Origin of the sequence: uncultured Henriciella sp. (assembly GCF_964005855.1) — a bacterium.
Taxonomy (GTDB): Bacteria; Pseudomonadota; Alphaproteobacteria; order Caulobacterales; family Hyphomonadaceae; genus Henriciella.
Window position 1 is genome coordinate 25,777 of record NZ_CAXFSW010000003.1, and the last position, 20,021, is coordinate 45,797.

Consider the following 20,021-nt stretch of genomic DNA (forward strand, 5'->3'; position numbering starts at 1 on the left):
AAAAGAAGGACCCCTATAATGAAAAAGAAGACTGTTATCACCGCCATCGCCCTCACCCTTTGTGCGGGTTTCGCCGCCCCGGCCTTTGCCGACGCCCCCACTGGCGCGAAGTCTGTGGAAGTCGATGTTTCGGGTCTCGACCTGAACACCGCTGAAGGCAAGGCGATTGCCGAACGCCGCATCGATCGCGCCGCAAAGCGGGCTTGCGATATTGGCGGGAGTATCCGCCAGCCGGTTTCCGAGATGCAGCGTGTGAGAGACTGCATCACCCTGGCGAAGACCGACGCTCTGGCTTCCCTCTATCCTCCGAAGGCCCACATCGCCGACACTGGGTCCAGCCCTGAAGGCTGATTGCCTCATGGCCTGCAGAATTCGACCGGCCGGTTCCGCAAGGACCGGCCGTTTGCTTTTCGGCTTGAAGCGCGCCGCACACTTATCCCTCCGCTGGTAAGGCGTGGCGTGCGCCGCTAGAGAGGCCGGGTGAGACATGTGGCGATCATTGGCGCGGGGCCAGCTGGCCTGATGGCAGCAGAAGCGGCCTTGGCCGCCGGCGCCTCGGTATCTGTCCTCGATGCGATGCCGAGCGTGGCTCGTAAATTCCTGATGGCGGGCAAGAGCGGCCTCAATATTTCCCATTCGGAAGACGAGGGGCTTTTCCGGTCGCGCTATACCTCGCCCGATGGGCGCCTCGCGGCCATGATCGAGGCCTTCGGCCCGGCACATGTGGTGCGCTGGATGGACGGACTCGGGGTGAGCTCCTTTACAGGCAGCTCCGGGCGGATTTTTCCCGACGTCATGAAAGCCTCGCCCCTGTTGCGCAGCTGGCTTGCCCGGCTCCGGGAGCGAGGCGCGGAAATCCATGTGCGTCATCGCTGGAAGGGGTGGGACGAGGATGGAAGACTGGTGTTTGAGACGCCCGAAGGCCGCCGCAGGCTGAACGCGGATGCGACCGTCCTGGCGCTTGGCGGGGCCAGCTGGTCGCGGCTCGGATCCGACGGCACATGGACCGGTCTTCTGGAGGTGCGCGGGGTGGAGATGGAGCCTTTCCAGCCGTCCAATTGCGGTTTCTGCGTGAACTGGTCGCCGCGTCTTCTGGAGGCACAGGAAGGCGCGCCCATCAAGGGCGTCCGGCTGTCTCATGATGGCAAATCGGTTGAAGGGGATGTGGTGATTACGCGGCGCGGGATCGAGAGCGGCGCCATCTATCCGCTCGCCGCCAGCCTGCGCAGGGAGATTGCAGCCTCGGGACAGGCATCGCTGATCATCGATCTGGTGCCAGATGTCGATGCGGCGGTCCTTGCGGGGCGGCTGTCGGAGGCAAACCCGAAGCAAAGCGCGTCCAACAGGCTGCGCAAGGCGGCGCGCCTCGACAAGACCAAACTCGCGCTAGTCAATGAAGTGACACGCGGGACACCACCGAAGGACCCGCACGCGCTGGCGGGTCTGTTGAAACAGCTGCCCCTCACGCTGGAGGCGACTGTGCCGATCGACGAGGCTATCTCGACAGCCGGGGGCGTGTCCTGGTTGGCGCTGGACGAAGACTTGATGCTGAGGGCGATGCCCGGCGTCTATTGCGCCGGGGAGATGGTGGCTTGGGACGCCCCGACGGGCGGGTATCTGCTCACCGCATGCCTCGCCATGGGACGCTGGGCGGGACATGCGGCTGCCAGGAGCTAATGAGATTGCCGCGTCCCTGAATGCGGCGCCGGCAGCCTAAAGCGCGGGCTGGATCGGGCCGTCGGCGCGGCCATGGACGAACTGGTCGACATGGTCGTTGCCGGAGTGATCAATCTCGCTTGCCGGGCCGCGCCAGATAATCTTGCCCTCATAGAGCATGGCGATCTCGTCTGCGACCTTGCGGGCAGAGGCCATATCGTGGGTGATCGAGACAGCAGCTGCGCCAAGGGCTTTGACCTGTTCGATGATGAGATCATTGATGGCGTCGGCCGTGATGGGGTCGAGACCGGTGGTCGGCTCATCGAAGAAGATAAGGTCCGGCTTGGTGATGATGGCGCGGGCGAGGGCCACGCGTTTCTGCATGCCGCCGGAGATTTCAGCCGGGCGAAGGTCCGCCACAGAGGCGCCGAGGCGAACTTTCTTGAGCGTCTCGATGGCCTGATCCTTGGCGTCGCTGCGTTTCATCTTATCTGCGTTCAGAAGGCGAAAGGCGACATTTTCCCACACGGTGAGGGAATCAAAGAGGGCGCCGGACTGGAACAGCATGCCGACGCGAGCGCGCATCGCTTCGCGTTCCTTGCCCTGATCATGCGTGACATCCTCGCCATCGAAGACGATCTTGCCGGCATCCGGCGTCATCAGGCCGAGCGCGTTCTTGAGCATCACAGACTTGCCTGAGCCCGACCCGCCAAGAATCACAAGTGAGCGGCCGGGCGCCACATCGATATCGACGCCGCGGAGGACATGGTTGGGGCCGAAGCTTTTCTCGACGCCTATAAGTTCGAGGAGGGGCTTGGTCATCAGATGCCGATCTGAACGAAGAAGGTGGACAGGACATAGTTGGCGGCGAGCACGAGAACGGCTGCGCCAACCATGGAGAGTGTGGCCGCACGGCCGACGCCTGTTGCGCCAGCTGACGATTTCGAGCCTTGATAACAGCCCATCAGCGCGATCACCATGCCGAAGATGACCGCCTTGATGAGGCCGACACTGACATCTTCCATGGTGAGGAAGTCGACAGTGTTGCGGATATAGGTGGTGGAGTCGAAGTCGAGCGCATAGACGCTGACCAGCCAGCCCCCCATCACGCCGATAATGTCTGCGACAAGCACAAGGATGGGCAGGGTAAGCGCGGCAGCCAGAAAGCGCGGCGCATAGAGATAGCGAAACGGGTTTGCTGAGAGCGTTTTCAGGGCATCGATCTGCTCGGTGACCTTCATTGCGCCGATTTCTGCCGCGATCCCCGCCGTGACCCGGCCTGCCAGCATTAGGCCGGTAATCGTGGCGCCAAGTTCACGCGTGATACCGAGGACGACGATGTTGGGTACGAACTGTTCGGCCCCGAAGCGGTTGCCGCCCGTATAGATATTCAGGGCCAGCGCGGCGCCGATAAAGACGGCCGACAGGCCAACGACCGGCAAAGAATAGAAACCGATGGCGACGATCTGCTTCCATAGCTGGGTCAGGTTCCAGGGCGGACTGAACGCGGCAAGGCCGGTGCGGCCGGAAAAAATGGAAATCCGGCCGATCTCGGAAAGCAGGCCGAGCGTGCCGCGCCCAAGCCAGGCGAGCGGGTTGGGAAAACCGCCGGAACTAGTCGTAGATGCGTCTGACACGATGGCCCAGTCCTGTTACGAGTTCATAGCCGACTGTGCCGGCACGTCTTGCCTGATCCTCCAGTGGGACCGCGGCTCCGATGAATTGGGCGAATTGGCCCGGTTTTGCAAGGTCGGGTGCGTCACTGACATCGATGGTGATCAGGTCCATCGAGACACGCCCGACAATCGGGCACTTTATGCCCCCAAGGGTCGCGTAGCCCGAATTGGTTGCAGATCGTGGAAACCCGTCGCCATAGCCGAGGGCCACAGTGGCGAGCGTGCGCGCCTGGTCCAGCGTGTAGGTGGCGCCATAGCCGACCGTCTCGCCGGCCGACACCGACTGCACTGTCAGGATTGGCGCTTCCAGCGTCATGCCGGGCAGGAGAGCGGTCACGCCGGCGGGGGCAGGCGGGCCGCCGCCATAGAGACCGATGCCGGGGCGGGCGACATCGAACCCGTAGGCCCGGCCCATGAAACAGCCGCCTGTATTGGAAAAGCTTTTGATGGCTTCGGGAAAATGCGAGGCGGCTTCGGTAAAACGGGCAAGCTGGCGTTCATTGATGGGCTGCGAGCGGTCGTCTGAGTCCACAAGGTGCGACATGATGTGGCCGGGCGGTGCATGGGCGGTGAGCGCTGCCAGTTCGCCAACATCCTCCATCCGCACACCAAGCCGGTTCATGCCGGTGTCGATATGGACGGCATAGTCCGGCATGTTGGGGAGGGCGAGCCAGTCCTTGAGTGCGGGAATGGAATTGATGACGGGCAGGATCGCGCTTTCGCGCACAATGTTCGCATCGTCGGGCCCCGCTCCGTTGAAGGCAAGAATTGTAGCGTCTCCGCCGACAATGCTGCGAAGTTCAGCGCCTTCCTCGACATAGGCGACGAAAAATGTGCGGCAGCCTGCTGCATGAAGGGCAGTTACGACGGGTCCGGCGCCATGCCCATAGGCGTTGGCTTTCACCACTGCGCCCGCCTCGCTGCCAGGTACCAGCGCACCGATCGCGCGCCAGTTGGCGACGATATTTCGCGTATGGACAAGGGCGTGGGGACTGAGGCTCATGCGGGCGGCATAGTCTGCTGTGACGTGCGCCCGCAAGCGCTTCTATACAAAATCTGGCTCCTGCTGGCGTCGAAGATTGCCGAAACGGGTCGTGTTGGCATCGAAAGCCAGCGTGACCCGGCCAATCGGGCCGTGACGCTGTTTGCCGATGATGACCTCTGCGGTGCCGAGAACCTCATCCATGCGCTGGCGCCATTTTGTCCATTTCTCGGCCGCCTGCGGGTCGTCGCCTCCCGATTGGGGCTCGGTCCGCTCCAGATAATAGGACTCGCGATAGACGAACATGACGACATCGGCGTCCTGCTCGATTGAGCCGGATTCGCGAAGGTCTGAGAGCTGCGGACGCTTGTCTTCGCGCTGTTCCACCTGACGCGATAGCTGCGAAAGGGCGATGACAGGGACGTTGAGTTCCTTGGCGAGGGCTTTGAGGCCCATGGTGATCTGCGTGATCTCCTGCACGCGGGAATCGCTCGCCTTTCCGGTCGTCGATGTCAGCAGCTGCAGATAGTCGATCACGACCATGTCGAGACCGCTGGTCCGTTTCAAACGCCGGGCGCGGGCGGCAAGCTGGCTGATCGAGATGCCGCCCTGATCATCGATATAGAGCGGCAGATTTTGCAGTTCTTCGGTGGCCTGGCGGATCTTCTCGAAATCGCTGGCATCGAGATCGCCCTGACGGATGTGGTGGGCGTTGAGGCCGGTGCGGTCTGCGATGATCCGCGTGGCAAGCTGTTCGCACGACATTTCGAGAGAAAAGAACGCAACAACAGCGCCTTCGACGGTCTTCTTCGACCCATCCGGCTGTGTCTCACGCCGGCAGGCCTGCGCGGCGTTGAAGGCGATATTGGTGGCGAGCGTCGTCTTCCCCATGGACGGGCGGCCAGCAAGAATGACGAGGTCGGACTTGTGGAAGCCGCCCAGCATGGTGTCGAGGTCATCCAGCTGTGAGGCGATACCTGCGATCTTGCCGTCTCGCTTGAAGGCGGCTTCCGCCATGGCGAGCGACTCTTTGAGGGCCGTGGAAAAGGAGTGAAAGCCCCTGCCGGACGAGCCCCGGTCTGCAAGGTCGAAGAGCTGACGCTCAGCAAGCTCCAGCTGCTTGTCCCCATCTTCTTCAGGGGCGGGCTTGAAGGCGCGGTGCTGGACGGTGGCGCCGATGTCGATCAGCTCCCGGCGCATCGCGAAATCGCGGATCATGCGCGCATAGTCGGAGATTTCCGGACCGAAGGCGGCCGAGTCCAGAAGCTCTGCCAGATAGGAGGCGCCGCCGATTTCCTGCAGCTTGTCAGCCTTCTCGAAATGCTCGCGCAGCGTGATGCCGTCGGCCACACGGCCGCCCTGGATCATTGTCGAGCAGACCTCGAAGATTTCCTGATGGGGGATGGAATAAAAATCGCTTGTGCGGAGAATATCCGCCACGCGCTGGAACGCATTGTTGTCATACAGGATCGCGCCCAGAACACCGGCTTCTGCAGACAGGTTGTGCGGCGCCTCGACCGTCTGTGGCGTATTGGACATATCGTTCATGCGCGCGTCCTCGAAAAGGCTCTTACCGATGGGTAAACTTTACGCCTGAGGGGGGAAGATTGCACTCTTGACTTCAGCGATGTTCACGAAGCTTTCCCCGATGTCCACAGTTGACTCCATGTCGTGGAATACAGCGATTCGAATCAGTCTGGTGCCCAACAAAAAAGGCCGCGCCCGGCGGGCACGGCCTTTTTCAAAAGTCTGGCGTGAAACGCCGCGTTGCCTATTCCTCTTCGGGGGCTTCGCGGGTCTCTTCTTCGCGCTCGGCTGAAGCTTCAGCCAGCTCGGCCGATTGCTCGGCGGCAGCGCCTTGCTGTTCGGCCTGGATCGTCTCGATGACGTTCTCACCGGCAGCCTGACGCTCGGCTTCTTCCATCGAACGGGCAACGTTCACGGAGATGTCGACGAGGACTTCTGCGTGAAGGCGAACGCCCATTTCGTAGATGCCGATGGTCTTGATCGGCTGGTCGAGCTTGATCTGGCCGCGGCGGACCTTGAAGCCTTTCTCGTCCAGCGCATCGACGATGTCGCGGGTCGAGACGGAACCGTAAAGGTTGCCGGTGTCCGAAGACTGGCGGATCAGGACGAGCTCTGTGCCGTCCAGGCTGTCGCCGGTCTGCTGGGCTTCAGCGCGCGCGTCTGCGTTGCGCTTCTCGATGATGTCACGCTCAGCGGCGAAACGGGCGCGGTTGCGGTCGTTCGCGATGAGGGCCTTGCCACGCGGAAGCAGGAAGTTACGGGCAAAGCCGTTCTTCACTGTGACTTCTTCACCGAGTTCGCCGAGGTTCTCGACGCGTTCAAGAAGGATGATGTCCATGTTTTGGGCCTCCTACTTCACGGTGAATGGCAGAAGCGCGAGCATGCGGGCGCGCTTGATGGCACGGGCGAGCTTGCGCTGGTTCTTGACGTTCACTGCAGTGATCCGGGAAGGGACGATCTTGCCCTTTTCCGAAATGTAGCGTTGCAGCAGCTTTACATCCTTATAGTCGATCTTCGGAGCGCCTTCGCCCGAAAACGGATCGACCTTGCGGCGGCGGTTGAAGGTACGCCGGGCCGGGATGTTGGTGATGTTGATATCACCCTGGTTGTTTTCTGATGACATGTCTCTGTCTCCCTAGTCCTTGCGGCCCTTGCGGCCCATCATCGGGGACGGCTCGTCGTCCAGCTCATCGACCTTGATGGTCATGTAGCGGATGACGTCGTCGGAGATGCGGTGACGGCGCTCAAGCTCATGGATCGCCTCGGCAGGGCCGTCGACGTTGAGCAGGGAATAGTGTCCCTTGCGCTGCTTGTTGATCGGATAGGACAGATTGCGCAGGCCCCAATACTCGGTCTTGCCGACTTTTGCGCCCTGGCTTTCAAGCCATTGGCCGAGCTCTTCGATCTGGCTCTCGACCTGTGCAGGCGAGATGTCCGGACGTGAGATCAGCACGTGTTCATAAAGTGCCATAATTGTCTTTCCCTGGTGTTCGCGATGCGGCGCTGGAACGCGGGAAGACGTTCCGGCGATGGCCCCCGGTCATCCGGCTCATTCCGGATATCGGGACCGCACCCCGTGTGAAGAGGGGGCTTAAAGCCCAGACTGTGGATAAAATCAAGGCTGAAAGCCCAGTGGCTTCAGGCTTTTTCAGCATCCATGACGGCCATGAGCTGCGCGCCGCCAACGCCATCTTGCGTAAAGCCGAATGTGCCCGGTCGCAGAAGCTCCTTCGCAGCCCGGATCAGCGCGCCATTGGCGGCGTTGGATAGCGAGGCGCCGAGGCTGACCCGCCGTACGCCGAGCGCGGCCAGCTCCTCCACTGGAACGAAGCCATCACGTGGCCCCATCAACACGTTCAGGGGCCTGTCTATAGAGGATAGAACCGTGCGGATATCCTCCAGCGACCGGAGCCCCGGTGCGTAGAGAACATGGGCGCCGGCCTCCTGATAGGCCTGCAGACGCTGGATGGTGTCGGCCAGGTCCGGTATGCCGGTGAAGAAATTTTCCGCCCGTGCCGTGAGGATAAAGGGAAAGGGCAGGGAGTTGGCGGCTTCGACGGCGGCGGCGACCCTGTCGCGCGCTTCGGCAATCTCATACTGGGCTTTGCGTCCAGGGCTGAAATCCTCAATCGAGCCGCCGACCAGACCAGCCGCTGCGGCAAGCTGTATGGTTTCCGCGCAGGTGGCCGGCTCATCGCCGAAGCCATTTTCAAGATCTGCCGAGACAGGAAGGTGCGTAGCGGCGCAGAGAGAGCCCGCATGCGCCATCACCATCTCGCGGGTCACTTCATAATCGTTGAGGCCATTGGCATTCGCAAAGCCGGCGCTGGTCGTGGCAAGCGCCTGAAACCCGAGCCCCTGAAGGATGCGGGCAGACCCGACATTCCAGGGGTTGGGAATGAGGAAGCACCCGCCGTCATGGAGGGCCTGAAAGGCGACAGCCTTGTCGTGCTGGGTGATCATGTATTTCCCTGTCATTCTGTTGCCCCTTGTCATTGACCCATCGGCCGAAGGGACTCCACCCGATACTTGCGCATCGTGAAAGGGGCTTCTAGGCAATGCGCCAATCGAAAAAGAAATGTCACAACAAGGGCAGGACCGCATGACCAAGTTCGCGTTCATTTTTCCCGGACAGGGCAGCCAGTTCATCGGCATGGGCAAGGACCTGGCCGAAGCCTATCCGCAGGCGCAGGAGGTCTTCGAGGCTGTTGACGCCGCGCTTCATCAGGACCTTTCCATGCTGATCTGGGAAGGCAGCGAGGAAGAGCTGAAGCTGACGGCGAATACGCAGCCGGCCCTGATGGCCGTCAGTGTCGCCGCGATGCGCGCGCTGCAGGCCGAAGGCGTTGGCCCGGAAAAAGCAGCCTTCGTCGCGGGTCATTCGCTGGGTGAGTATTCCGCGCTTGCAGCCAGTGGGGCGATCGAACTGGCCGACGCGGCACGTATCCTACGCATACGCGGCAATGCCATGCAGGCTGCCGTGCCGCCCGGAGAGGGCGCGATGGCGGCCCTGCTGGGCGCAACGCCGGAGCAGGCCGTCGCGCTCTGTGAGCTCGGCCGCGCTGAGGGCGGGGTTTGTGAGATCGCCAATGACAATGCGCCGGGACAGATCGTGATTTCGGGGTCGAAGGCAGCGATTGAGCTTGCCGCGTCAAAGACCGGCGAGGTGGGGATCAAGAAGGCGATGATGCTGCCCGTCAGCGCCCCCTTCCATTGCTCCATGATGCAGCCAGCTGCCGATGAGATGATGAAGGCGCTCTCGGAGATCGAGATCAAGGCGCCGAGCGTACCACTTATCGCAAATGTCACGGCCACGCCGACCACAGACCCGGTGGAGATCCGCCAGTATCTCATCGAACAGGTCTGCGGGCAGGTTCGCTGGCGCGAAAGCGTTGAATATATGGCCGCCCAGGGCATCGAGCTGACAGTCGAGGCCGGTGCAGGCAAGGTGCTGAGTGTCATGAACCGGCGCACGGCAAAAGAGATCGAGGGACTGACGCTTGGGACACCCGAAGACATAGAATCGGTTGCCAGCCGCCTCCGCTAGGGCGACAAGGTCTCTCAGGAAGCGACACGAGACGGCAGAAGCCGCAACACAGGAAGGATGACAGCCGCATGTTTGATCTGAGCGGACGCACCGCCCTCGTCACGGGTGCCTCGGGTGGCATCGGAAGCGCCATTGCCGCCGCCCTGTCCGAAGCGGGCGCAAAAGTTGCCCTGTCGGGCACGCGCGAAGGTGTGCTGGAAGAGGTGAAGGCAGGGCTGAAAGGCGAAGGCGCCGTGGTAACGGCGAACCTTTCCGATGCCGAATCGGTCGACAGCCTTGTCAGCCGCGCCGAAGAGGCGCTGGGCAGCGGGCTCGACATTCTGGTCGCCAATGCCGGTATCACGCGCGACAAGCTTCTCATGCAGATGAAGCCGGAAGATTTCGACGATGTGATGAACGTCAATCTCGGCTCCTATTACAGGCTGACCAAATCGGTCGTGCGCGGTATGATGAAGCGCCGTCATGGCCGTATTATCGGCATCACCTCCATTGTCGGCGTTACCGGCAATCCTGGGCAGGCCAATTATTGTGCCTCCAAGGCTGGCATGATCGGCTTTACCAAATCACTCGCCCAGGAAGTCGCCAGCCGCGGCATTACCGCCAACTGCATCGCACCTGGCTTCATCGAATCGCCAATGACGGATGTCCTGCCAGACGCTCAGAAAGAAGCGCTTCTGGGCCAGATTCCGGCGGGTAAACTGGGTCAGGGCAGCGATATTGCAGCAGCGGCGGTCTACCTAGCATCGGCCGAGGCGGCCTATGTCACAGGCCAGACGCTGCACGTGAATGGCGGCATGGCCATGATCTGACCGAGGGTCACCCAACAGTTGCAGCCCTTGGCGATATCTTTATCAGTGTGCTAACGGGCAACCCAAGACAAATAGTCTTCCCATCAGACATTATGAGAGAGGTTTCCATGTCTGACGTTTTCGAGCGTGTTAAAAAGATCGTTGTCGAGAATCTCGACGTTGAAGCAGACAAAGTGACTGAATCGGCGAGCTTTATCGACGATCTCGGTGCTGACTCCCTCGACCTGGTCGAGCTGGTCATGGCTTTCGAAGAAGAATTCAACATCGAGATTCCTGACGATGTTCAGGAAAATATCCGCACCGTTGGTGACGCTGTCACCCACATCAAGGCTCACGTCTCTTAAGAGGGTTAGCTGATGCGCCGTGTCGTTATTACCGGGATAGGTCTCGTCTCACCGTTGGCAAACGGGCGTGAGGCCACATGGGAGCGTCTGCTTGCGGGCAAGTCCGGGGCAGGTCCGATTGACCTGTTCGATACCAAGGACGTGCCTTGCAAGATCGCTTGCCAGGTTCCGTGGAAAGACGGCCGCGGCGGCGGGAGTGCGGACGATCCGTACTCTTTCGACCCTGATACGGCGGCGTCCGCAAAAGAGCGCCGCCGGATCGATGAGTTCATCCTTTATGCCCTGGCCGCCTCTGACGAGGCTGTCGCGGACTCTGGCTGGAAACCGGAGACCGATGAGGAGAAGGAGCGCACAGGCGTTCTGATCGGTTCGGGCATTGGGGGGCTCCAGTCGATCTATGAGACGTCGATCACGCTGTATGAGAAGGGCGCCCGTAAGGTCAGCCCATTCTTCATCCCTTCTGCGCTGATCAACCTTGCCTCCGGGCAGGTCTCTATCCGCCACGGCTTCAAGGGCCCGAACCATTCGGTGGTGACGGCCTGTGCGACAGGCGCGCACGCCATCGGCGACTCGGCCCGCCTCATCAAATATGGCGATGCCGACATGATGCTGGCAGGCGGCTCCGAGGCTGTGATCTGTGAGATCGGCATTGCCGGTTTCTGTTCGGCCAAGGCGATGTCGACCAGTTTCAATGACACGCCGGAGAAAGCCTCACGTCCATACGACAAGGACCGCGATGGCTTTGTCATGGGCGAGGGCGCCGCAATCCTCATGCTTGAGGAGTATGAGCACGCAAAGGCTCGCGGTGCGAAAATCTATGCCGAAGTCGCTGGCTACGGCCTTACGGGCGACGCCTATCATATCACCGCGCCTGCCGAAGGCTCTGAGGGCGGCTACCGTGCGATGAAGATGGCGCTTGGCCATTCCGGTCTCGACGTTTCCGACATCGATTACGTCAACACGCACGGTACTTCGACGCCGAAGGGCGATGAGGGCGAGATTGGTGCTGTTGAGCGCCTGTTCGGCGATCATGCGAAGAATCTGTCGCTGTCCTCGACCAAGTCTGCCGTTGGCCACCTTCTGGGGGCTGCCGGGGCGATTGAGGGGGCTTTCTGCGCCCTTGCGCTGCGCGATCAGATCATGCCGCCGACGCTCAATCTCGATAATCCGAGTGTCGATACGCCCATCGATCTCATTCCCCACAAGGCCAAGAAGGGCAAGGTCCGTGCAGCCATGTCGAACTCGTTTGGCTTTGGCGGCACCAATGCTTGCCTTATCCTGAAACAGGCCGACTAGTTCCCTAAGCGACAAAGCTCAGGCAAAACAGGATGAGCTTGAATCAGCGGGGGCTTCGATATGCGGTTCATTAAGGCGCTCGTGGCGCTGGCCTTTGTCCTTGCCGGTCTGGCCGGCATCGCCGTTGTCGCTAGCTGGTTCTGGCTTCAGAACGAGATCGCCGAGCCGGGGCCGCTTGTCGAAAGCACGGTCTTTGAGGTGCGCCAGGGGGATTCCGTCAGTGCGGTGGCGCAGAGACTGGAAGAGCAGGGGATCATCTCCAGCGCCACGACGATGAAGCTGCATGCACGCATTTCCGATATGGAGGCGGGCCTGAAGGTTGGCGAATACGCTATTCCGCCTCGCGCTAGCGTCGCCTCCATTCTGGAGCGTCTTGTCTCTGGTGATGTCCTTACCTACCGGATTACCGTACCCGAGGGGCTGACGACCGCGCAGATCCTGCGCCTTGTCGAAAACCATGAGGATCTGGAAGGCGACATGCCGGACCGTGAGATCGGGGAGGGGACTCTGCTGCCCGACACCTACATTTTCTCAGCCGAGAAGTCGCGCACGGCCATTATCGAGCGGATGGAAAAGGCGCAGGACGACCTTCTGGAAGAGCTCTGGCCGCAGCGCGCCGACGATATTCCCGTATCCACGTCGGAAGAAGCGATCATTCTGGCCTCTGTGGTCGAGAAGGAGACAGGTCATGCAGAGGAGCGCCAGCTGGTCGCCGGCCTGTTCACCAACCGCCTTCGCCGGGGCATGCGCCTGGAAAGCGATCCGACCGTCATCTACGGCGTCTCGCGGGGCGAGCCGCTCTATCGTACGCTGAACGGTAAAAAGGTACGGCGCACGCTTTACCGGTCAGAGCTCGACAGGGTGACAGACTGGAACACGTATGAGATCGACGGACTGCCAAAGACGCCGATCTGCAATCCGGGCAGGGCCTCCATTGCGGCCGTGCTCAACCCGCCGGAGACCGACTTTATCTTCTTCGTGGCCGACGGGTCTGGCGGGCATGCCTTTGCAGAGACGTTGGCAGAACATAACCGCAATGTCGCGGCCTATCGTGAATATGAGCGCCGGGAGATTGCGCGCGAACGGAGTGAAGATTGAGCGGCAAGGTTTCATCCATGACAGGGTTTGCCCGCGTTGCCGGTGAGGCGGCGTGGGGTAGCTGGGCCATAGAGGCAAAGAGCGTCAACGGCCGCTCACTCGATGTGCGGGTGAACGTCCCCGGCGGATTTGAAGTGCTGGACCGCCTCATCAAGCAGGCCGCGTCGAAGCGGTTTGCGCGCGGCAATATGCAGGTTGGCCTGAGGATCGAGTTCACAGGCACGGCAGAGACGCTGAGTGTCAATCACGCGGCCCTGCAACAGCTTCTGAGAGCTTTCGAGGCGGCCTCCGGCCATGCGGCCGACCTTGGCGCGATTGCGACACTGATGAGTATCAAGGGCGTCGTGGAGACCGGCAACCAGTCCACGCGCACCCTCGCCAGCGAAGAGACCGTCGAGATGCTGGGCGCGGCGGGTGAGGAATGCCTGTCCGATCTTGAAGCTGCCCGCCTCGCCGAAGGTGCGGCGCTGGAAACCATGATGACCGGCTATCTGGATGAGATGGACGCCCTGGTCGCGAAGGCTGAGAGCGTTGCGGCAGAGCAGCCCCAGCTTCTCAAGGCCCGGCTCGAAAAGCAGCTGGCAGAGCTGGATGCCAGCGACAAGGTCGACAGCGAGCGTCTGGCCGCCGAGATCGCTCTGTCAGTGGCAAAAGCGGATGTGCGCGAAGAGATCGACCGTCTTCGCGCCCATATTGCCAGCGCGCGCACTCTGATGAGCGAGGGCGGCCCCATCGGCCGCAAGCTCGATTTTCTGGCGCAGGAATTCAACCGCGAAGCCAATACGCTGTGTTCGAAATCAGCCAGCCTTGATTTGACGAATGCAGGACTCGCCCTCAAAGGGCTGGTGGATCAGTTCAAGGAGCAGGCAGCCAATGTCGAATAGCGGCCATCCGAAAGACGCAGGCGAACGCCGGGGACTGATGCTTGTCATCTCCTCACCATCGGGGGCGGGCAAGACAACGCTCTGCCGCAAACTGATGGAAGAGTTTTCCGACATCAAGCTGTCGGTTTCGGCCACCACGCGGCCCCCGCGTCCTGGGGAAACCGACGGCGTCGATTATCATTTCAAGTCGCGCGAAGAGTTCCGCGACATGATCGGCAAGCGCGAATTTCTCGAATGGGCGCTGGTCTTCGATAACCTCTATGGCACACCGCGCGCCGACACGGAGCGCCTGCTGGAAACCGGGCATGACGTCCTGTTCGATGTGGACTGGCAGGGCGCCGATGCGCTGCATGATCAGATGCCGCGCGATGTCGTGTCGGTCTTCATCCTGCCGCCGAGCATCGAGGCGCTGAAGTCGCGCCTGGCGGCACGTGAGGGCTCCGATGACGAGATCGTCGAGCGCCGGATGCGCGACGCCAAGGCGGAGATGCGCCACTGGCGGCGCTACGACTATGCTATCGTGAATGACGACCTCGATGTGGCCTATCAACGGCTGAAGCGAATTCTGCTGGTCGAGCGCCTGAAGCGCTTGCGCCAGCTCAGCCTTGAAGACCATGTACGCGAGCTGATGGGCGAGGCGTAAGCCGGTCAGGCTCGAAGGCTAGCTCTGCTTGGCCAGATGACTGGCGAGCGCCCGGAATTCATCCTGCGTCAGGGTTTCGGCGCGCGCCGTCGGATCGATACCGCAGCTTTCGATCCAGTCGATTGGGTCAATCCCACGGGTCTTTGCGAGGGCTTTGAGGCTGGCGCGGAGCATCTTGCGGCGCTGACCGAAGGCCGCCGTGGAGACCTTTTCCAGCGTGTCGAGGTCGCCAAAGCGTTTCTCCGGCTGGAGCGGCGTCAGGACGGCGACTGCGCTGTCCACCTTTGGCGGCGGCCTGAAAGCCCCGGGCGGCAGCGTGAAGGCGATATGGGCGTCGCAGACGGCGTGCGTGAGAACGGCGAGGCGCCCGTAATGGGGTGTGTTCGGCCCAGCGACGATACGTTCTGCGACCTCTTTCTGGAACATCAGCGCCATCTCCCCGCGCCAGTCACCAGCCTTCAGCCAGTCGATAAGAAGCGGCGTGCCGACATTGTAGGGGAGATTGGCGACGATCATGGCTGGCTGGCTGCCGCCCGCATCGTCGATCAGTTCAGGCCAGTTCACCTTTCGGGCATCGCGCTGATAGACTTTGAGCCGGCCGGACAAGGCATCCGGCCATTCATTCAGGGCTTCGGCAAAGCGGGTGTCGGCCTCGACCGCAATCACTTTCGCCGCCCCTTCCTTCAGGAGCGCGTGGGTCAGGCCACCGGGCCCCGGCCCGACCTCTATGACGGTGCGCCCATCCACGGGGCCAGCTGCTAACGCTGTGCGCCGCAATATGTCCGGGTCGAACAGGAAATGCTGGCCAAGCGCTTTACGGGCGCGGGCCTGCGAGAATTCGGGGGTCTCATCCGTCATGAAGCGCCCGCTCGGCGGCCATTTTGCTGGCAAGGCGAATGGCCGCGATGAGACTGTCGGGACGCGCCTTGTTTTCGGCGGCCGCGTCATAGGCGGTGCCATGGTCGGGACTGGTGCGGATGACAGGCAGGCCGAGCGTGGTGTTTACGCCGCCCCATATATCGAGCGTCTTGACCGGGATGAGCCCCTGATCGTGTGTCATCGCAATGACGGCGTCGAACCGCCCGTCCAGCGCTTCGGCAAAAATCGTATCGCCAGGCCGGGCGTCGGAAACGTTGATGCCTTCAGCGCGCAACCGGCCGGCCACGGGGTTGATGATGTCACGCTCTTCAAGTCCGATCGTGCCGCTTTCCCCGGCATGCGGGTTGAGGCCTGTGAGGCCGATGCGCGGCGTGCTGAGACCGAAGTCGCGCTCCATGGCGGCGGCAGTGACGCGGATGACATGTTCAAGCGCGGACGGTGTGAGATGGTCGAGAACCCGCATCAGCGGCACATGGATGGTGGCTAGCGACACCCGCAGTCCACCGCCGACGAGCATCATGACGGGCGGCGTGGTCCTGCCGGTTTCCTTCTTCGAGAGGTCGGCAAGGTATTCGGTGTGCCCGGGGTGTTTGAAACCGGCAGAATAGAGCACCGCCTTGGAGATCGGGTTCGTCACAACGCCGCCAGCCTTCTCCGCGAAACTGTCGGCCATGGCCTTGTCGATGCTTTCAAGGATGGCTGGTGCCAGTTCCGGATTGGGGACTCCGGTTTCAAAAGCTGGCAAGGGAGAGCTGAGCGGCACCACCGGGAGCTTGCGGGCAAAGAGGCTGGCTGCATCACCGGGGGAGGCAATGATCTCAGCGGCGTCTCCAAAAAGGGCCGGATCGGCGATGACATAGAAAGGGGGCGCCGCGTCCTCTTTCGCGAGGGCCTGCCAGGCGCGCAGGGTGATCTGCGGGCCGCAGCCGGCCGGGTCGCCCATGGTAACAGCGAGTGGCAGTTGCCCTGAATGGCTCATCGTCTTGCTGCCCTGATGTGCCCCGGGACCTCTGCCTAGCTGCCGCGCTGGATGATCGTTGCCTCGCGACGCAGATTGCGCAGTGAGCGGTCGGAAATCATCGAAAGTTCGCGTGCGAAGAGGCGGTCTTCCATTTCCTCGCGCGTCGGCAGGGCCGCGCCGGACTGGCGGCGGTCACAGACATACATGACGGCCAGACGGCCAGAGAGCGCGAAGACCTGGGTGGGCTGACCGATCTCGACCTCGTTGATCATGTTCTGGCCTTCCTGACCGAGGTCTTCCATGCGGATATCCTCAATCTCAGTAGCATCCAGATTGTCGTTATCTGCTGCCACCTCAATGGCTGCTTCACAGCTATTGGCCTCGCTGGCCGCTTCGCGCAGCGCATCCTCGGACCCGTCGAGAACAGCAAGCCGTACCAGGTCAACGCGGGTTTCCAGATCATCCGGGTCGCGCTTGGCCTTGTAGTTTATGAGATAGATCCCGTCATTCACGACGATGGGGTCCGACACGCCCGGGCTGGACATGTTACGCACGGTCTCCGCAACTTCGGGATCGATATCATCAAGCGACACCCAGCCCATGTCGCCGCCTGAGGCGGCTGTTGGCGCAGACGAGAGCCGCTGGGCAGCGAGAGAGAACGGCGCGCCGGCGTCCAGCTGCTCCATAATGGTTTGCGCGCCCTGAAGGGCCTGACTCTTTTCTTCCTCGCTCGGAGCATAAAGGAAAAGCTCATCGAGATTGTACTGCACTTTTGTCAGGGCTGCGCGGCGCTGCTCGAGTGCCTCATCGATCTGGTTGGGCGAAATGCGGATACGTGAGCCGTAAAGCCCGCCCATGATTCGCCGCCAGGCGATCTCGGCGCGCATCTGCGCCTCCAGGCTCGACGGATTGACGCCTGAGGAAAGCAGTACATTGACCAGACCTTCGCGGTCCATGCCCGACTGGTTCGCCATGTCAGCAATGGCATTGTTGATGTCGGTTTCGGAGACCTCAACTTCGTATTCCTGCGCTTCCTGAAGCTGAAGCTTTTCGTCGATCAGCTCATCGAGCGCCTGAGAGGTGACCTGCTGGATCTGCTGCTGCGACGGGTTCTGGGCGCCAAGCGTGAGGAGCAAAAGGCTCGCACGTTCGCGCACGTCACTATAGGAAATCGGCTGATCGTTAACGATCGCGACGATACCTTCGATCGTCTGCGTGTTTTCCTGCGCCTCTGCATGCAGGACCGCCGGTCCGGCAGATATCGCGACCATTGCGGATGCCAATAGAACTTTCATCATCGCAAACCTCCAAGATGGCGATCCAGCCTTCGCCTCTTACTTGCTAGCGCGGAACCATAACCTTCACCATGATGCGCGCAACGGGGCGCCTTCAGTTGAGCAGGGTTTGATACACGCGACGCCTAGTCGAATTCACTGCTCCCGAACTGTCCGATGGATTTCAGCGAGAAGCGGAAAACGATGGATTCAGACGGGCCGAGTTCCCGGTTCAACGTGCCCTGGCGTTCATAGACAAGCTCGAAGCGGGAACATTCATCCTGATACCCGACGCCGAGTGATTGAGCGATATTCAGGTTGAGCTGGATTTCGCGACGGATCGAACCGAGTACGAAGAGATTGTCCGTAACACTGACCTCTCCAGCCAGCATGACGCCTTCCTGGCGAATGCCCGAGCGGGAAACTTCTTCATTGATCATATAGTACATCGCCGTGGCGCGTGCCCGGTCGAACTGAAAATTCAAGGACGTGTCGATCCCGTTCAGAGCAAGATTCTCGTCATCAAGGCGGATCTTGGTGCTGAAACTGAATCGGTTGGGAACATTCAGGCCGAGGGTCGCGATCCAGTCGCTGACGGTGCCGTCAAGATTGCTGGCCTCGCTGAAGGTCTCATCATTCTCGCTGCGCCACCGTCGGCCGACCAGGCTTGAAATTTCGACACCGTTTTTCCAGCGGGCGACCGTTGAAATACCTGCGGCGATTTTCTGATCGCCCTCATAGAGATCGTAACCGCCTTGCGCACTCGCATCGAAGAGCGAGGCGGTGTTGAGTTCGTAAAACGCGCCGTCTTCAACAGGAATGTTCTCATCATTCGGAGAGGCGGTGGCGACTGCCCCCATGACGGTCGGTTCCACCAGTACGTCCACTGTGCGGCCGGGGCGGTAGAAAGGCATCGACATCTTGACGCCGGCGGCACCAAGACCGCGCGACACTCGCTCATTATCGCCGCGAGAAGGGAAATCAGCGAGGTCGTAATAGTCAAACCTGGCATTCGCGAACGGCTCGACCAGGACCCCGCCGGGGATGACCCGCTGGGTCGACCATTCAGCGCCGGTTGAAACACGCCGGCTGTCGACACCAAGCACGCGCTGGAGAAACGCACTGGACGCGGTCAGGCTGACAAAGCCGTAGCTGCCCAGGTCGAGATCGTATTGTGAGTTGATGTAGGGCAGGACATCGGCAATCGCGTCTTCGGCGTCACCGCTCGCCCCGAGATTGTCGAAGGTTTGCGCGGAGGCGTCCACATACCAGTTGTGCGATTGTCCTTGGGTGTAGAGCTGCGACAGGAGGACATTGGGTTGCCCCCGATATATCCCCCGTTGCTCATTTTGACCGGGAATGTCGTAGCGTTCGATATAAAGGTCGTCGGTGACCTCTTCGACCGCAAAGCCCCAGCGCCATTTGTTATTGATCCGGAACCTGCCGTCGGCAAAAAGATGACCGCGAAAAGCCTTGTTGTTGAGGCGGTCGCCATCATCGTCGAAGCGCGCCTCATTGGTCATGCTCATATCGACGCGCACGTCACCGGAATAGAAGCGTTTGCGGTAGTCCAATGCCAGGCGCGGATCGATCTTTGAATAGAAGGCCGGGGCGATGACCACGTCCTGATAGGGCGAAATCGACCAGTAATATTGCGGCTGCAGGAAGACGCCATATTTGGAGGACATGCCAAAGCGCGGGAAAAGGAAACCGGAACGGCGGTCTGCTTGCGGGTCGGGATGAGCGAAATAGGGGAAGTAGACAACAGGAACGCCTGCGATCTCGAGCACAGCATTGCGATAGCTGAACATGCCTTCTTCTTCATCGATCACGGCTTTGCCTGCGCGGATCGCCCAAGTGGGACTGGAGCCGTCCTCACAGAGTTCGCAGGCGGTGAAGAGAACCTGGTCCAACACATTATAGGTTTCATTACGGCGCTGGGCCGCATTTGCCGCGGCCGTCTCGCCGAGCGGTGTCTGGAGGGCGAAGCCGACGGCATATCCGTTAGCCAGCGTGGCGTCGGTCTCGAACTCCTCGGCAAAGCGCTGTGTGCCATCAGGCTCGGTCACGACGACGTTCCCCTGGGCGCGAACGCTTCCGCTAGTGCGGTTATAGGTCAGCCTTTCCGCTGTCATCACGCGGCCCTGATATTCGGCGCGCACATTGCCTTCGGCGACAACGAGATCCTCGTCCTGCAGGACATAGACGCTGTCAGCGTCCAGCGTGACCCGTGCTTCGGATTTCTCTTCGCTAGCCGCACCGGAGGGTTTTTCGGAGACCTGCGCCAATGCCGGAGCGGACGCAGCCGCCATCAACAGCGTCGCGAGTATTGATCTCCAGCCGGTCATCCCGTCTCCCTCAACTCCTAAGGTCCGCCCGGATCGCACAAGTCCTATGGCGCGTCCATATTTTCTCGTCAGGAAAGAATCTTTTATTAAGCCTGAT

At 61.1% G+C, this 20,021-nt stretch carries 21 protein-coding genes; 9 read left to right on the forward strand and 12 right to left on the reverse strand.

Annotation, left to right across the window (positions count from 1 at the left end; genetic code table 11):
• The first annotated feature begins 18 nt into the window (after nt 1-18).
• Entirely contained in the window at nt 19-351 is a 333-nt protein-coding gene (locus tag ABNU55_RS06085; protein WP_290754616.1) for a UrcA family protein, read from the forward strand.
• Between the two features lie 129 nt (nt 352-480).
• Nucleotides 481-1,677 (forward strand): TIGR03862 family flavoprotein, encoded by a 1,197-nt coding sequence (locus ABNU55_RS06090; protein ID WP_290754617.1) that lies wholly within the window; start codon nt 481-483, stop codon nt 1,675-1,677.
• A 36-nt stretch (nt 1,678-1,713) separates the two neighbouring features.
• Here ABNU55_RS06090 and ABNU55_RS06095 read toward each other — a convergent pair whose 3' ends face one another.
• The 8 genes from ABNU55_RS06095 to ABNU55_RS06130 form a co-directional block, all read right to left on the reverse strand.
• Entirely contained in the window at nt 1,714-2,478 is a 765-nt protein-coding gene (locus ABNU55_RS06095) for an ATP-binding cassette domain-containing protein (RefSeq protein ID WP_290754618.1), read from the reverse strand.
• Nucleotides 2,478-3,293, reverse strand: a complete 816-nt coding sequence (locus tag ABNU55_RS06100; RefSeq protein WP_290754620.1) for an ABC transporter permease — start codon at nt 3,291-3,293, stop codon at nt 2,478-2,480. The genes ABNU55_RS06095 and ABNU55_RS06100 overlap by 1 nt, the downstream gene beginning before the upstream one ends.
• Nucleotides 3,271-4,335: an alanine racemase gene (gene alr / locus ABNU55_RS06105; RefSeq protein ID WP_348764271.1), complete on the reverse strand. Its 1,065-nt coding sequence runs from the start codon at nt 4,333-4,335 to the stop codon at nt 3,271-3,273. Before alr ends, ABNU55_RS06100 begins: the two co-directional genes overlap by 23 nt.
• Nucleotides 4,336-4,377: 42 nt before the next feature.
• Nucleotides 4,378-5,862 (reverse strand): replicative DNA helicase, encoded by a 1,485-nt coding sequence (locus ABNU55_RS06110; protein ID WP_290751202.1) that lies wholly within the window; start codon nt 5,860-5,862, stop codon nt 4,378-4,380.
• A gap of 223 nt (nt 5,863-6,085) precedes the next feature.
• Nucleotides 6,086-6,679, reverse strand: a complete 594-nt coding sequence (rplI, locus tag ABNU55_RS06115; protein ID WP_290751200.1) for a 50S ribosomal protein L9 — start codon at nt 6,677-6,679, stop codon at nt 6,086-6,088.
• 12 nt (nt 6,680-6,691) lie between these two features.
• Nucleotides 6,692-6,964, reverse strand: a complete 273-nt coding sequence (gene rpsR, locus ABNU55_RS06120; protein WP_290751197.1) for a 30S ribosomal protein S18 — start codon at nt 6,962-6,964, stop codon at nt 6,692-6,694.
• Nucleotides 6,965-6,976: 12 nt separating this feature from the next.
• The gene (gene rpsF, locus ABNU55_RS06125; protein WP_290751194.1) at nt 6,977-7,312 is read right to left on the reverse strand and encodes a 30S ribosomal protein S6; all 336 of its coding nucleotides are present in this window, start codon (nt 7,310-7,312) and stop codon (nt 6,977-6,979) included.
• Between the two features lie 167 nt (nt 7,313-7,479).
• Nucleotides 7,480-8,304: an isocitrate lyase/phosphoenolpyruvate mutase family protein gene (locus ABNU55_RS06130; protein WP_348764285.1), complete on the reverse strand. Its 825-nt coding sequence runs from the start codon at nt 8,302-8,304 to the stop codon at nt 7,480-7,482.
• A gap of 139 nt (nt 8,305-8,443) precedes the next feature.
• Here ABNU55_RS06130 and fabD point away from each other — a divergent pair, with 139 nt between their 5' ends.
• From fabD to gmk, 7 genes are all read left to right on the forward strand, one after another.
• Nucleotides 8,444-9,388 (forward strand): ACP S-malonyltransferase, encoded by a 945-nt coding sequence (fabD, locus tag ABNU55_RS06135; RefSeq protein WP_290751190.1) that lies wholly within the window; start codon nt 8,444-8,446, stop codon nt 9,386-9,388.
• Nucleotides 9,389-9,456: 68 nt separating this feature from the next.
• Nucleotides 9,457-10,197 carry a 3-oxoacyl-[acyl-carrier-protein] reductase gene (gene fabG, locus ABNU55_RS06140; RefSeq protein WP_290751187.1) on the forward strand — a complete coding sequence of 247 codons (741 nt, stop codon included), beginning with the start codon at nt 9,457-9,459 and terminating at the stop codon, nt 10,195-10,197.
• A 107-nt stretch (nt 10,198-10,304) separates the two neighbouring features.
• Nucleotides 10,305-10,541, forward strand: coding sequence for an acyl carrier protein (locus ABNU55_RS06145; protein ID WP_119380175.1), 237 nt, complete (start codon nt 10,305-10,307; stop codon nt 10,539-10,541).
• 12 nt (nt 10,542-10,553) lie between these two features.
• Nucleotides 10,554-11,837, forward strand: a complete 1,284-nt coding sequence (gene fabF / locus ABNU55_RS06150) for a beta-ketoacyl-ACP synthase II (RefSeq protein ID WP_290751181.1) — start codon at nt 10,554-10,556, stop codon at nt 11,835-11,837.
• A 60-nt stretch (nt 11,838-11,897) separates the two neighbouring features.
• A complete protein-coding gene (gene mltG / locus ABNU55_RS06155; protein ID WP_290751178.1) occupies nt 11,898-12,935 on the forward strand; it encodes an endolytic transglycosylase MltG in 1,038 nt (345 codons plus the stop codon).
• Nucleotides 12,932-13,819, forward strand: a complete 888-nt coding sequence (locus ABNU55_RS06160) for a YicC/YloC family endoribonuclease (RefSeq protein WP_290751176.1) — start codon at nt 12,932-12,934, stop codon at nt 13,817-13,819. The genes mltG and ABNU55_RS06160 overlap by 4 nt, the downstream gene beginning before the upstream one ends.
• Nucleotides 13,809-14,462, forward strand: coding sequence for a guanylate kinase (gene gmk / locus ABNU55_RS06165; RefSeq protein ID WP_290751173.1), 654 nt, complete (start codon nt 13,809-13,811; stop codon nt 14,460-14,462). The genes ABNU55_RS06160 and gmk overlap by 11 nt, the downstream gene beginning before the upstream one ends.
• An 18-nt stretch (nt 14,463-14,480) precedes the next feature.
• Here the strand turns inward: gmk and rsmA are convergent, their stop codons facing one another.
• The 4 genes from rsmA to lptD form a co-directional block, all read right to left on the reverse strand.
• Nucleotides 14,481-15,320: a 16S rRNA (adenine(1518)-N(6)/adenine(1519)-N(6))-dimethyltransferase RsmA gene (gene rsmA, locus ABNU55_RS06170; RefSeq protein WP_290751170.1), complete on the reverse strand. Its 840-nt coding sequence runs from the start codon at nt 15,318-15,320 to the stop codon at nt 14,481-14,483.
• The gene (gene pdxA / locus ABNU55_RS06175) at nt 15,310-16,320 is read right to left on the reverse strand and encodes a 4-hydroxythreonine-4-phosphate dehydrogenase PdxA (RefSeq protein ID WP_290751168.1); all 1,011 of its coding nucleotides are present in this window, start codon (nt 16,318-16,320) and stop codon (nt 15,310-15,312) included. Before pdxA ends, rsmA begins: the two co-directional genes overlap by 11 nt.
• A gap of 35 nt (nt 16,321-16,355) precedes the next feature.
• Entirely contained in the window at nt 16,356-17,600 is a 1,245-nt protein-coding gene (locus ABNU55_RS06180) for a SurA N-terminal domain-containing protein (RefSeq protein ID WP_290751166.1), read from the reverse strand.
• Nucleotides 17,601-17,722: 122 nt separating this feature from the next.
• Nucleotides 17,723-19,924, reverse strand: a complete 2,202-nt coding sequence (lptD, locus tag ABNU55_RS06185) for an LPS assembly protein LptD (RefSeq protein WP_290751164.1) — start codon at nt 19,922-19,924, stop codon at nt 17,723-17,725.
• Nucleotides 19,925-20,021 lie beyond the last annotated feature (97 nt).